The sequence below is a fragment of the Pseudomonas sp. ML2-2023-6 genome (assembly GCF_037055265.1).
In the GTDB taxonomy this organism is placed as follows: domain Bacteria; phylum Pseudomonadota; class Gammaproteobacteria; order Pseudomonadales; family Pseudomonadaceae; genus Aquipseudomonas; species Aquipseudomonas kulmbachensis.
In genome coordinates this window covers 78,516-91,137 of record NZ_CP146347.1, presented here as the reverse complement: position 1 = coordinate 91,137, position 12,622 = coordinate 78,516, and the positions used below count along the sequence as shown (strand labels likewise).

At 59.0% G+C, this 12,622-nt stretch carries 10 protein-coding genes; all 10 read right to left on the bottom strand.

All coding sequences use genetic code 11. The annotated features are described in order from the left end of the window. Positions 1 to 69: 69 nt before the first annotated feature. The 10 genes from V6L79_RS00380 to accB all read right to left on the bottom strand — a co-directional run bounded on the left by V6L79_RS00380 (position 70) and on the right by accB (position 12,622). Positions 70 to 666, bottom strand: coding sequence for a MarC family protein (locus V6L79_RS00380; RefSeq protein WP_261739905.1), 597 nt, complete (start codon positions 664 to 666; stop codon positions 70 to 72). A 57-nt stretch (positions 667 to 723) separates the two neighbouring features. After that, on the bottom strand, positions 724 to 3,504 hold the full coding sequence (locus tag V6L79_RS00375; RefSeq protein WP_338579661.1) for a response regulator: 2,781 nt from the start codon (positions 3,502 to 3,504) through the stop codon (positions 724 to 726). 99 nt (positions 3,505 to 3,603) lie between these two features. Next, positions 3,604 to 4,902, bottom strand: a complete 1,299-nt coding sequence (gene purD / locus V6L79_RS00370; protein WP_321834774.1) for a phosphoribosylamine--glycine ligase — start codon at positions 4,900 to 4,902, stop codon at positions 3,604 to 3,606. Positions 4,903 to 5,082: 180 nt separating this feature from the next. Continuing rightward, positions 5,083 to 6,690: a bifunctional phosphoribosylaminoimidazolecarboxamide formyltransferase/IMP cyclohydrolase gene (gene purH / locus V6L79_RS00365; RefSeq protein WP_261739902.1), complete on the bottom strand. Its 1,608-nt coding sequence runs from the start codon at positions 6,688 to 6,690 to the stop codon at positions 5,083 to 5,085. A gap of 81 nt (positions 6,691 to 6,771) precedes the next feature. Beyond that, complete coding sequence (gene fis, locus V6L79_RS00360; protein ID WP_019408796.1) at positions 6,772 to 7,092, bottom strand: DNA-binding transcriptional regulator Fis; 321 nt, start codon at positions 7,090 to 7,092, stop codon at positions 6,772 to 6,774. Continuing rightward, positions 7,089 to 8,102 carry a tRNA dihydrouridine synthase DusB gene (gene dusB, locus V6L79_RS00355; protein WP_261739901.1) on the bottom strand — a complete coding sequence of 338 codons (1,014 nt, stop codon included), beginning with the start codon at positions 8,100 to 8,102 and terminating at the stop codon, positions 7,089 to 7,091. The genes fis and dusB overlap by 4 nt, the downstream gene beginning before the upstream one ends. A 217-nt stretch (positions 8,103 to 8,319) precedes the next feature. Next, positions 8,320 to 9,546 (bottom strand): DUF3426 domain-containing protein, encoded by a 1,227-nt coding sequence (locus tag V6L79_RS00350; RefSeq protein WP_338579660.1) that lies wholly within the window; start codon positions 9,544 to 9,546, stop codon positions 8,320 to 8,322. 77 nt (positions 9,547 to 9,623) lie between these two features. Continuing rightward, positions 9,624 to 10,502 carry a 50S ribosomal protein L11 methyltransferase gene (gene prmA, locus V6L79_RS00345; protein ID WP_261739899.1) on the bottom strand — a complete coding sequence of 293 codons (879 nt, stop codon included), beginning with the start codon at positions 10,500 to 10,502 and terminating at the stop codon, positions 9,624 to 9,626. Positions 10,503 to 10,787: 285 nt separating this feature from the next. Beyond that, on the bottom strand, positions 10,788 to 12,146 hold the full coding sequence (gene accC / locus V6L79_RS00340; RefSeq protein WP_046810401.1) for an acetyl-CoA carboxylase biotin carboxylase subunit: 1,359 nt from the start codon (positions 12,144 to 12,146) through the stop codon (positions 10,788 to 10,790). Between the two features lie 17 nt (positions 12,147 to 12,163). Continuing rightward, entirely contained in the window at positions 12,164 to 12,622 is a 459-nt protein-coding gene (gene accB / locus V6L79_RS00335; protein ID WP_095001030.1) for an acetyl-CoA carboxylase biotin carboxyl carrier protein, read from the bottom strand.

Sequence of the window (12,622 nt, the reverse complement as noted above, 5' to 3'; positions counted from 1 at the left end):
GCCGGTTTTACGACGATTGCATCGTCGAACGCAGCCTCGTGCCTACGGCAGCTGCTACGCAGACTTTGTTCAAGGGACCATATAGCCCCGAACCCCGGTAAAGATGATTTGCGCTGCGAGGGCGCATACAAACAGGCCCATCAGGCGGCTTACGATCTGTAAGCCCTGCTCGCCCAGAATTCCCTCGATCTTGTTGGAAAGGTAAAGCACCACGCCGACCGTCAGGCTGGCCAGGGCAATACTGACGATAGCCATGAGCTTGTCGTCCCAATGGGGCTGGGTGATGCCCATGACCAGCAGCGCACCAATGGTGCCGGGGCCAACGGTGAGCGGGATGGTCAACGGTACAATGGTTACGTCTTGCTGCACGTTGTCAGTCTGAACCACAGACTTGCCTTGGGCCATGCCCAGTGCCGAGATAAACAGCACGCTGCCGGCACCGATGCGGAACGCGTCAACGGTGATGCCAAACACGCTGAAAATGGTGCGCCCGAACAGATAGAGCAGCACGCTGGAGATCAGCGTGGCCAGGGCCACTTTCCAGGCCAGGCGGCGGCGCTCCTTGTTCGAGTAACCCCGGGTCAGGCTGATAAAACACGACAGTACGAAGAACGGGCTATAGAGCACCAGCATCTTCAAATACACACTGAACAACACATGGAGCATGGTCTGAGCTCACATCGAAGGGGGGCGCGCAAAGTTTATCAGGGGATTGAGTGTATGTTAGGACAGTTGTGCCCTGGATTGACGCAACTCACGCTGTTCGACCCAGAATTCCACCAGTTCACGCAGTTGCGACAGCTCCACGGGTTTTGACATGTGCCCGTCCATGCCTGCCTGTCGAGCGCGTTCCTTGTGCTCGGTAAGGATGTGCGCGGTCAACGCAACCACCGGGGTGCGTACACGCTGATGGCTGACTTCCCAAGCGCGCAATTGCTCGGTAGCGGAAAAACCGTCCAGTACCGGCATTTCACAGTCCATCAGAACCAGGTCGTAGCGCTGGGTTTTCATCGCTTTCAGCGCTTCCTCGCCATTGCAGGCGGTGTCCGGGTGCAGGTTGAGCTTGCCAAGCATGCCGCGAATGACCTTGGTCGAGATGTTGTTGTCTTCGGCCACCAGAATACGGAAGTCACCGGGCACTGATACGGGTACGGCCGCCGGGCCATTGGCAGAGGTGTGCGCGGCGGTATGCCCCTTGTTGCGCTGGGTCAGTTCATCGGCCAAGGTGGTTTTGAGGGTGTAACCGGCCACTGGCTTGGCGAGGATGCGCTTGATCCCGCAGTTGCGCGCAATGATCTTGCTCGGCGCGTTGCTGATACCTGTGAGCATGACCAGCAGGATGTCGTGGTTGAGGCTCGGGTCTTCCTTGATCTTGGCGGCCAGTTGCATGCCCGTCATGCCAGGCATGTTCTGGTCCAGCAGGACGATGTCGAAGTAATCACGCAAGTGCGCCTTGGTGCGCAGCAAGGCCAGAGCCTCCTTGCCCGATGCCGCGGCACTGACGTTCAGGCCCCAGGCGGAGCACTGTTGCACCAGCACTTTGCGGCAGGTGTCGTTGTCGTCGACCACCAACACCCGTGCGCCCTTGAGCGGGCTGTCCAGATCGGAAGTCGGGTGCTCAAGGTGTTGCGGGTCCAGAGGCAGGGTCAGCCACAGATTGCTGCCGGTGGTTTGCCCGGGTTTGATCCCGAACTCGCCGCCCATCAACAGGATCAGCTGGCGCGCGATGACCAAGCCCAAATGGCCACCGAGGCGGGTTGCCGCGAGGAAGTTCTTGCTGTGCAACTCGGCATGCAACAGGGCGTCACGCTCCTGCTCATCCATCGGTTGGCCGGAGTCTTGAATGGCAATGCGCAGGCGTGGCGGGCCGCTGCGCTCCTCCAGTGCGACAACGATAAGAATCTCGCCCTCGTCGGTCTTTTTCAGGGAGTTCTCGAGCAGGCTGAGCAAGGTCTGGCGCAGGCGGGTGGGGTCACCGCTGATCACCCGTGGCACTTGTGGCTGGATAAAACTGATGAGCTCGACGTTCTGCTGTTCGGCTTTGGTGCGGAAAATACTCAGGCAGTCTTCGATCAGGGCATTGAGGTCGAACTGTACGTCGTCGAGCTCGATTTGCCCCGATTCGAGCTTGGAGATATCGAGAATTTCGTTAATCAGCGTCAGCAGCTCGTTGCCCGCACTGTGGATGGTTTGTACGTAATCGCGTTGTTTGACCGACAGTGGTGTACCCAGCAGCAGTTCGGTCATACCCAGCACGCCGTTCATGGGGGTGCGGATTTCATGGCTGATCTTGGCCAGGAACTCGGCCTTGGCACTTACCTCGGCGTTACTGGCAGCCAGGTCGCGGCTGATGCTGAATTGCGCATCGGTGATGCCGCGATTGCGCTCGCTCAAGGCGATGCTCATCAGCAAACCGCTGGTGCAGATCACCATCATCAGCGCCAGAACCAGCTCCTGCGGTGCGATCAGGGTCAGGCCCAGCAGTGCGGGGAGGATCACCAGGGTGCCGATATTGAAAAACACCATCGCCATGACAAACATGCGCGCCGGTCGGTAGCCTTTTTGCCAGTGGTAAACCGCAACCGCCAGAATGCTCAGGCTCGCCAGTCCGACCAGAGCGTAGGTCATCAGGTTCAGTGGCAGGTCATCGATAAACAGCAGTAGCAGGCCGCCGAGGCTGATGATCAGAATGTTTAGCAACAGCAGTTTGTGCAGCGGATGTGAGCCACGGTTCGAGAAAAAGTGATAGGTAAACATCAACCCGCAAGGTGCGGTCAGCAGCAGGGCCAGGTAGGCACCGGGGATTTGTGCGCCTTGCCACTGCGGGAGCCAGGGGTCCAGCAGGTTCAGGAACAGCGCCGAACTGGCCATGAGCAGGATTTCACAAATCGCAAGCCACAGGCTGCTGGGCGAGCGGCTAAAGGAAAAGCGAATCAGGTTGTGCAACACCAGCATTGCCATGCAGCCGAGCAACAGACCATAGAGCAAGGGCTTGCCCTGGTTGGCGGCCAGCATGACGGCAGTGTCGAGGGTAATGTGGGGACGTAACTGGTGGTCCGAGACCATGCGCAGGTAAACATCCAGGGCTTCATGACTTTGCGGTAAAGGCAGTAGGTAGTCACTGCTTGGCACAGGCTTGCTGCTGAGGGGCAGTGAGTTGCCGGTGACGATTTCGCTGATCAGCTTTTGATCGTCAAAGACATACATGTCCAGGCGCGAGAGGTCGGGGGCGAACACCCGCAGAATTTGTTCGTGCCTGTCGGGTTGCAAGCGTACCCGCAGCCATAGGGCTTCACCGGGCTCAGCAGGGGTTAGCCGGGCAAGATCGACGGGACTGAACTGGCTGGATAGCCGTGCGGAGCGCACATCGCTCAGTTGCAGTGTGCCCTGAGGGTCAGAGAGGACCGACCAACTGGTAGCTGATGCCGCCTGCACCGACGTTATACCGAGTACAGAAGCCATCAGAGCGACGGTAAAAGCTATGGCAATCCTGAGCCAGCGCACGGCGAAATCCCTTCGTAAAGTGAAGCCAGATGATAACTATGCGCGGGCCTGGAATAGTTAGGCAAGGGCCAATGGCCCTTACCTATCCATGTGGATTGCTTATTCCTGGTTCTCACCGCGTTCGCGTGCAATGGCTCGGTAGCCAATATCGTTGCGGTAGAAACAACCGTCCCACTCGATGGCCTTGGCCAGCGCGTAAGCTTTTTGCTGCGCCGCTTCAACGGTGTCACCCATTGCGGTTGCGCACAGTACGCGGCCGCCCGAGGTCACGACTTCACCGGCTGCATTAAGCGCAGTACCGGCATGGAACACTTTGCCTTCCAGCTTGGCGGCTGCGTCCAGACCGTGGATTACTGCGCCTTTGGCATAATCGCCAGGGTAGCCGCCAGCAGCCAGGACAATGCCCAGGCTTGGACGCGGGTCCCATTGTGCTTCAACCTTGTCCAGCGCTTGAGCCAGTGCGGCTTCGATCAGCAGTACCAGGCTCGATTGCAGGCGTAGCATCACCGGCTGAGTTTCCGGGTCGCCAAAGCGGCAGTTGAACTCGATGACTTTCGGGTTGCCGGCCTTGTCGATCATCAGGCCTGCGTACAGGAAGCCGGTGTAGACGTTGCCTTCTTCAGCCATGCCGCGCACGGTCGGCCAGATCACCAGATCCATCACGCGCTGGTGAACTTCGGCGGTGACTACCGGGGCCGGGGAGTAAGCACCCATGCCGCCGGTGTTCGGACCGGTGTCAGCGTCGCCAACACGTTTGTGGTCCTGGCTGGTGGCCATTGGTAGAACGTTCTTGCCGTCGACCATCACGATAAAGCTGGCTTCTTCGCCGTCGAGGAACTCTTCGATGACCACGCGCGAACCGGCTTCGCCAAACGCATTGCCCGCGAGCATGTCGCGTACGGCGTCTTCGGCTTCGGTCAGGGTCATGGCGACGATCACGCCTTTGCCCGCGGCCAGGCCGTCGGCCTTGATCACGATTGGCGCGCCGACTTTTTGCAGGTAAGCCAGAGCTGGTTCGATTTCAGTGAAGTTCTGGTAGTCGGCAGTCGGGATCTTGTGACGCGCCAGGAAGTCCTTGGTGAATGCCTTGGAGCCTTCCAGCTGAGCGGCACCAGCGGTAGGGCCGAAGCAGTCCAGGCCACGGGCACGGAACAGATCAACCACACCGGCAACCAGTGGCACTTCCGGGCCAACAATGGTCAGGGAAACATTTTTCTCGGCAAAGTCAGCCAGTTGCTCAAGGGCCAGCACGTCGATGGCGACGTTCTCGCACTTGGCTTCGATGGCGGTGCCGGCGTTGCCCGGGGCAACGAATACTTTGGCGACACGTGGGTCCTGAGCTACTTTCCAGGCCAGTGCGTGTTCGCGGCCACCGCTGCCAATGATCAAAACATTCATTTCAAAAACCTCGGATGACGCTGAATTCTGTGGAAACGCGGGTCAGACCTTGTAGCCTCTGCCGCCAGGCTGCGATCAACCGCGAAGCGGTTGCAGGATGTTCAGATCGCTGAAGACCTTTTGGGTCTTATCGCAGCCTTCGGCAGCGGCTACATGGTTCGTGGCGTCTGCAAAAAGTGTTTAGTGACGGAAGTGGCGCATGCCGGTGAAGACCATGGCAATACCAGCTTCGTCTGCTGCTGCAATCACTTCGTTGTCACGCATCGAGCCGCCCGGCTGGATCACTGCAGTGATACCGGCCTTGGCTGCGTTGTCGATGCCGTCACGGAACGGGAAGAATGCGTCCGATGCCATTACGGCGCCTTGTACTTGCAGACCCGCGTGTTCAGCCTTGATCGCGGCAATACGGGCCGAGTTTACGCGGCTCATCTGACCTGCGCCGACACCGATGGTCTGACGGCCCTTGGCGTAGACGATGGCGTTGGACTTCACGTATTTGGCTACTTTCCAGGCGAAGATCAGGTCGTTGATCTCTTGCTCGGTCGGTGCGCGCTTGGTCACGACTTTAAGGTCTTCACTGCCGATCATTTCGATGTCACGGCTCTGAACCAGCAGGCCGCCGTTAACACGCTTGAAGTCCCAGGCCGGGGCACGGTCTGCGCTCCACTCACCGCAGGCCAGCAGGCGTACGTTGGCTTTGGCTGCCACGATGGCGCGGGCTTCTTCGCTCACGGACGGGGCGATGATCACTTCAACGAACTGACGCTCAACGATGGCCTTGGCCGTTTCAGCGTCCAACTCGCGGTTGAAGGCGATGATGCCGCCGAAAGCCGATTCGGTGTCAGTGGCGTAGGCCAGCTCGTAGGCTTGGCGAATGCCGCCTTCTGCGTCCGGGCTTACGGCCACGCCACACGGGTTGGCGTGCTTGACGATCACACAGGCTGGCTTAACAAAGCTTTTTACACATTCCAGCGCAGCGTCGGTGTCGGCTACGTTGTTGAACGACAGCTCTTTGCCTTGCAGCTGGGTCGCGGTGGCGATGCTGACTTCAGTCGGCTTGGCTTCAACGTAGAACGCCGCTTTCTGGTGCGGGTTCTCGCCGTAGCGCATTTCCTGGGCCTTGATGAACTGGCTGTTGAAGGTACGCGGGAACAGGCTGCGATCTTCTGTGCTCAGGGTCTCGGCGGCCTGGTTCACTGTACCCAGGTAGTTGGCGATCATGCCGTCGTAGGCAGCGGTGTGCTCGAAGGCCTTGAGCATCAGGTCGAAACGCTGTGCGTAGGTCAGGCCGCCGGCCTTGAGGTTTTCCAGAACGTTGGCGTAATCGCTGGCATTCACCACGATGGCCACGTCTTTGTGGTTTTTGGCCGCCGAGCGAACCATGGTCGGGCCGCCGATATCGATGTTCTCGATGGCGGTCGGCAGGTCGCAGCCTGGTTTGGAGATGGTGGCTTCAAACGGGTAGAGGTTAACGGCTACCAGGTCGATCGGCTTGATGCCGTGCTCGTTCATGATGTCGTCGTCGATGCCGCGACGGCCCAAAATGCCGCCGTGGATTTTCGGGTGCAGGGTTTTAACCCGACCGTCCATCATTTCTGCAAAACCGGTGTAGTCAGCGACTTCAACAGCGGCTACGCCGTTGTCTTGCAGCAGCTTGAACGTACCGCCTGTGGACAGGATCTCGACGCCGAGGGCTTCCAGTTCACGGGCGAAATCAAGGATTCCGGTTTTGTCGGAAACGCTGATTAGAGCGCGGCGGATCGGCAGGCGGGTAGTCTGATCGGTCATCTCGATTTCCATCAAAAGCAAAGGAGTCAGCAAAAAAGGCGGCCTGTTTTATCAGGACGCCTTTCAGGTTTGATTGAATGCTTACAGCAGATCGTACTGTTTGAGCTTTTTGCGCAAGGTGCCGCGATTGAGGCCCAGCATCTCGGAGGCCTTGGTCTGGTTGCCCTTGACGTAGTTCATGACGCACTCGAGAAGGGGGGCCTCGACTTCGGAAAGTACCAGGTTGTAGACGTCCGTGACTTCAGCGCCCTCCAGGTGGGCGAAATAATTGTGCAGCGCCTTCTCGACACTCCCGCGAAGGGTCTGACCTTCTTCGCTCGGTGTATTGAGGTGCTGTTTCAAGTTGACGTTGTCGCTCACGGGCGTTGTTCCACTCACTAATGTCTCGGTCATCATCGTCATGCGGCCACCCATCCCTCGTCCCCTGTCACCAGGCTCTTGTGTCGTTCGGCGAAAAACGCCTGAACGTTGGCGCATTGTGCTTCCGTATCTTCTAAACGATTGAAGTGGGCGCGAAACTCCTTGGCGCCCGGCAAGGTTGCCAGATACCAGCCGACATGCTTGCGGGCGATGCGTACGCCCAAAACCTCCCCATAGAAGGTGTGCAATGCAGTCAGATGCTCTAGCAGAATACGTTCCACTTCGCTCATCTGCGGTGCCGGCAGCAGTTGCCCGGTACGCAAAAAATGATCAACTTCGCGGAAAATCCAGGGCCGCCCCTGGGCTGCCCTGCCAATCAATAGTCCGTCAGCCCCGGTTGCGTTCAACACATGCAGGGCCTTTTGCGGTGAATCGATGTCGCCGTTGGCAAAAACCGGTATCGACACCGCCTGCTTGATCGCGGCGATGGTGTCGTACTCGGCTTCGCCGGTGTACAGGTCGGCACGGGTTCTGCCGTGTACCGCCAGAGCAGTGATCCCGGCTTGTTCGGCGATTTTTGCCACCGTCAGGCCGTTCTTGTTGTCCCGGTCCCAGCCGGTACGGATCTTCAGGGTGACCGGCACATCAACTGCAGCCACAACGGCCTGCAGGATCTCGTTCACCAATGCTTCATCTTTCAGTAACGCGGAGCCGGCGGCCTTGTTGCAGACCTTCTTCGCCGGGCAACCCATGTTGATATCAATAATCTGTGCGCCCAGTTCCACATTGGCCCTGGCGGCGTCTGCCAGCATTTGCGCGTCACCGCCGGCGATCTGTACCGAGCGCGGCTCGGGATCACCGTCGTGAATCATGCGCAGGCGCGATTTGCGGCTGTTCCAGAGACTCATGTCGCTGGTGACCATTTCCGAAACAACCAGGCCTGCACCCATCCGTCGACAAAGCTGACGAAAGGGCTGGTCGGTGACGCCCGCCATAGGGGCGAGAATCAAACCGTTGTGCAATGTATATGGGCCGATGCGTACCGCCGACATAGGACTTCCCTGTTGTGGGGCCGGATCTTGGGAGTTCGAAAAAGGGTTGGCATGATACCCGCTCTCGATGACTGGTTAAAGACGCAATTGGATGAATTTTGAACAATTGGAGCTGAAGGTTAGCTACAAGCCTCAAGCGACAAGCTGCAAGACACAGCAAATTTGCATTTCGCTTCTAACTTGCCGCTTGAAGCTAGCAACTAAAAGCGCAGCGCGCTCATTCCGGGGAATGAAAACTCAGGCTGTAGTTAACGGCCTTTGGACCCGGGTCGAGGATGTCCAGGGCAATGTGGATAGGGGTTTGCGGGGGCATCTCGGCCTTGGGCAGATCGCCGCTCAGGTATTCGCCGGGCTTGAACCGACGACTGGCGATCATTTTGCCGTTGAGGTCAGCAAAGCGCAGCTCCAGCAGCGGGAAAGGTTGGGAGAAGGGCGCGCGGTTGTAGAGGATTGCATCCACCACCAGCGCTCCGGCGAATTCGGGGTGGCTGCGTACCACCAGATTGCTGCTTTTGATCCGGTCGATATCCACTTTGGACGGCACTGTACAGCCGATTTGCGGGCACAGTTGCTGGAAGATCGGACGGTATTGGTCCTGACGCGCCAGCTCGTCGAAGTGATTGGCAATGTACTGCCCGGCCAGTGCCGCGCCAGCCAGGAGTGCCAGCAGGGTCCAGAGCAGGCGTTTGCCCCACGGCGAGCGGCGTTTTTGCCAGTCCAGGTGCAATGGGTCGTCGACCAGGTCAAGCAACGCTTCTTCGCGCATGCCCGGTTCGTTGCGCTTGCGTTTGCCTTTGCTGACAGGTGCCAGTTCAGGGAGTTCGTCGTCCTCGTCATCGGTGGCCGACAGGTGTTCGCCCGGCAGCGGATCGAGGTCGTCGTCCAGCGAAAGCTGGAGTGGCGGGGTATCGTCCGGTTCGTCAATGTCCAGTGACAGGGACGGCTCGGTCCGTCCGGTTTCAGCGAGCTCTACGGCTTTTTCGGCAACTTTGGCGGTCTCTGCACGGTCTGCCGCTGATTCACTGAACAGGCTATCAGACCATTCACCTTCTTCAGTGTCAGGGGTGTCGCGACGAGCACTCAGTGAGCTGCTTTTTGGATTGTGCGGCTGGCCGAAGCTTTTGCTGGGCTGGATTTCACGCTCTTCGAGCCTGGCCAGTTCTTCGTCCAGATCCAGATGGTCGAGGTCCAGTTCGCTCGCTTGCCAAGGGGCCGGACTGGCCGCCTTGGGGGTGGCGGGCGGCTCGACCGCCTCGGGTTCTGGCGTTGCGACTACAGGCGGCTGCTCTGTTTCAGTGCTGCTGTTGAGCAGTTGCTGTGCAGCGTTGAACACTTGCAGGCAGGCGCCACAGCGCACCACTCCGCGTGCCACGCTCAATTGAGCGTGGCTGACGCGAAAGCTGGTCTGGCAATGTGGGCACTGTGTAACGAAGCTATCGCTCATGCGGCCATCCGAATTAGGCAAGCGTGCATTGTAGGGGCTGTACCTGCTTCATTGCGAGCCGAGTGCGCGGATTGAACTTAGCGCCGACGGCCGCTGATGCGCACCCAGCCATCGCGATTGGCAATCGGGTCCAGATCGAAGTCTTTGGCGTATGCCGCAGCGACTTCTTCGCCCTGTTCGGCGAGGATGCCCGACAGTGCCAGACGGCCGCCCGGCTTGACCAGACTCGACAGTTGCGGGGCCAGGGAAACCAGCGGGCCAGCCAGAATATTGGCAACCACTACATCGGCCTGAACCTGTGGCAGGTCCTCGGGCAGGTACAGTGGGAACAGTTCTTCGGCGATGTTGTTGCGCCCGGCGTTATCGCGGGAGGCTTCCAGCGCCTGCACGTCGATATCGGTGCCGATGGCCTCTTTGGCGCCCAACAGCAGGGCGGCAATCGCCAAAATCCCCGAGCCGCAGCCGAAGTCCAGCACGTTGCAGTCTTTCAGGTCCTGACCGTCGAGCCATTCCAGGCACAGTGCGGTGGTCGGGTGGGTGCCGGTGCCGAAGGCCAGGCCCGGATCGAGCAACAGGTTGACCGCGTCAGGCTCGGGAGCAGCGTGCCAGCTTGGCACGATCCACAGGCGCTGGCCGAAGCGCATCGGGTGGAAGTTGTCCATCCAGCTGCGTTCCCAGTCCTGGTCTTCGATAACTTCTGCGTGGTGTTCAGGCAGTGGCGAGCCGGTCAGCAGTTCCAGATGGGACAGCACGAGTTCGGCTTCGGTGCCGCCTTCGAACAATGCCAGCAAGTGGGTGTGCGACCACAGCGGTGTGGTGTTGAGCTCAGGTTCGAAGATTGGTTGGTCTTCGGCGTCCATGAACGTAACCGAAACAGCGCCGACTTCGAGGAACGCGTCTTCGTAGGTTTCGGCTTGTTCCGGGCTGATGGCGAGGCGTACTTGCAGCCAAGGCATGGCGGGCACCTTTGAAAAATAGGAGTGTGCAGCCGGTCGGGCTGCGAGAAGCGCGCAAGTTTACGCGAGCGGGCTGGCGGTGGGGTAATCAAAAACGATGAAAAGCCAGGTAGCCGCAGTTGTCCTGTTGTGGGAGCGGGCTTGCTCGCGATGGCATCACCTGCGGTCGACCTGCAATGCCAGGTCGTTTGTATCGCGAGCAAGCCCGCTCCCACAACGGCGGTTGCGAGCCTCCCGCAAACAACAAAGCCGCTCGAAAGCGGCTTTGTTGACGGGAATACAAACTTACTTGTTAGCCAGTTTGTGTTCCAGGTAGTGAATGTTGACGCCGCCTTTACAGAAGCCTTCGTCATTCACCAGGTCGCGGTGCAGCGGGATGTTGGTTTTGATCCCGTCGACCACGATTTCGTCCAGGGCATTGCGCATGCGCGCCATGGCTTCGTCACGGGTCGAACCCCAGGTGATCAGCTTGCCGATCAGGGAGTCGTAGTTGGACGGAACCTTGTAGCCGCTGTACAGGTGCGAATCGACGCGAACGCCGTTGCCGCCTGGAGCGTGGAAGTGCTTGACCATGCCAGGGCTCGGCATGAACGTCGCAGGGTCTTCCGCGTTGATCCGGCACTCCAGCGAGTGACCGTGAATGTTCACGTCAGCCTGGGTGAAGGACAGCTTGTTGCCGGCTGCGATGCTCAACATCTCTTTCAGGATGTCGATGCCAGTGACCATTTCGGACACCGGGTGCTCTACTTGCACACGAGTGTTCATCTCGATGAAGTAGAAACGACCGTTCTCGTACAGGAACTCGAAAGTACCCGCGCCGCGGTAGTTGATGTCAACGCAGGCCTTGACGCAGCGAGCCAGAACTTCAGCGCGTGCGGTTTCGTCGATACCCGGTGCCGGAGCTTCTTCCAGAACCTTCTGGTGACGACGTTGCAGCGAGCAATCGCGGTCGCCCAGGTGGATCGCGTTGCCCTGACCATCGGAAATTACCTGAACTTCCACGTGACGCGGGTTGGTCAGGTATTTTTCGAGGTAGACCATCGGGTTGCTGAACCAGGCGCCGGCTTCTTCGCGAGTCTGCTTGGCTGCTTCGATCAGGTCTTCTTCACGATGCACAACGCGCATGCCGCGACCACCGCCGCCGCCAGCGGCCTTGATGATCACCGGGTAGCCGACTTCGCGGCCGATGCGCAGCGCGGTTTCTTCGTCTTCCGGCAGTGGGCCGTCAGAACCTGGAACCGTGGGTACGCCTGCAGCGATCATGGCGTGCTTGGCCGATACCTTGTCGCCCATCAGGCGAATGGTGTCGGCTTTCGGGCCGATGAAGGCAAAGCCGGATTTCTCGACTTGCTCGGCGAAATCGGCGTTTTCAGCCAAAAAGCCGTAGCCCGGGTGAATCGCCGTGGCGCCGGTCACTTCAGCGGCCGCGATGATGGCCGGAATGTGCAGGTAAGACAGGTTGGCCGGTGCCGGACCGATGCAGACGGTTTCGTCTGCCAGGCCCAGGTGCATCAGCTCTTTGTCGGCAGTGGAGTACACCGCGACAGTCTTGATCCCCATTTCCTTGCACGCCCGCAGGATGCGCAAAGCAATCTCGCCACGGTTGGCGATCAGGACTTTTTCCAGCTTCTGAGGCTTCAACATCGTTGGCTCCCCGTGGTTCAAACGATGGTGAACAGCGGTTGGTCGAATTCAACCGGCTGACCGTTTTCTACCAGGATGGATTCGATAACACCGGCTTTTTCAGCCGTGATGTGGTTCATCATTTTCATCGCTTCAACGATGCAAATGGTGTCGCCGACCTTGACGGTCTGGCCAACTTCAACGAAGGCAGGCGAGGTTGGCGCCGGGGTACGGTAGAACGTACCGACCATTGGCGACTTGACCACAAAACCGTTCAGTTTTGGTGCGGCAGGTGCTTCAGTCACGGTAGCAACCGGAGCAACAGCTACTGGAGCTGCGGCAGGCGCTTGCATTGGAGCCGGAGCGTAGTACTGCTGAGCAGGAGTCTTGCTGTGACGGCTGATGCGTACGGACTCTTCGCCTTCTTTGATTTCCAACTCGTCGATGCCGGACTCTTCCAGCAGCTCGATCAGTTTCTTAACTTTACGGATATCCAT

Bases quoted from the DNA above. Each gene is read 5' to 3' on its own strand.
- V6L79_RS00380 (WP_261739905.1), bottom strand. From the start codon at position 666: ATGCTCCATGTGTTGTTCAGTGTGTATTTGAAGATGCTGGTGCTCTAT.
- purD (WP_321834774.1), bottom strand. From the start codon at position 4,902: ATGAATGTTTTGATCATTGGCAGCGGTGGCCGCGAACACGCACTGGCC.
- purH (WP_261739902.1), bottom strand. From the start codon at position 6,690: ATGACCGATCAGACTACCCGCCTGCCGATCCGCCGCGCTCTAATCAGC.
- fis (WP_019408796.1), bottom strand. From the start codon at position 7,092: ATGACGATGATGACCGAGACATTAGTGAGTGGAACAACGCCCGTGAGC.
- dusB (WP_261739901.1), bottom strand. From the start codon at position 8,102: ATGTCGGCGGTACGCATCGGCCCATATACATTGCACAACGGTTTGATT.
- V6L79_RS00350 (WP_338579660.1), bottom strand. From the start codon at position 9,546: ATGAGCGATAGCTTCGTTACACAGTGCCCACATTGCCAGACCAGCTTT.
- prmA (WP_261739899.1), bottom strand. From the start codon at position 10,502: ATGCCTTGGCTGCAAGTACGCCTCGCCATCAGCCCGGAACAAGCCGAA.
- accC (WP_046810401.1), bottom strand. From the start codon at position 12,146: ATGTTGAAGCCTCAGAAGCTGGAAAAAGTCCTGATCGCCAACCGTGGC.
- accB (WP_095001030.1), bottom strand. From the start codon at position 12,622: ATGGATATCCGTAAAGTTAAGAAACTGATCGAGCTGCTGGAAGAGTCC.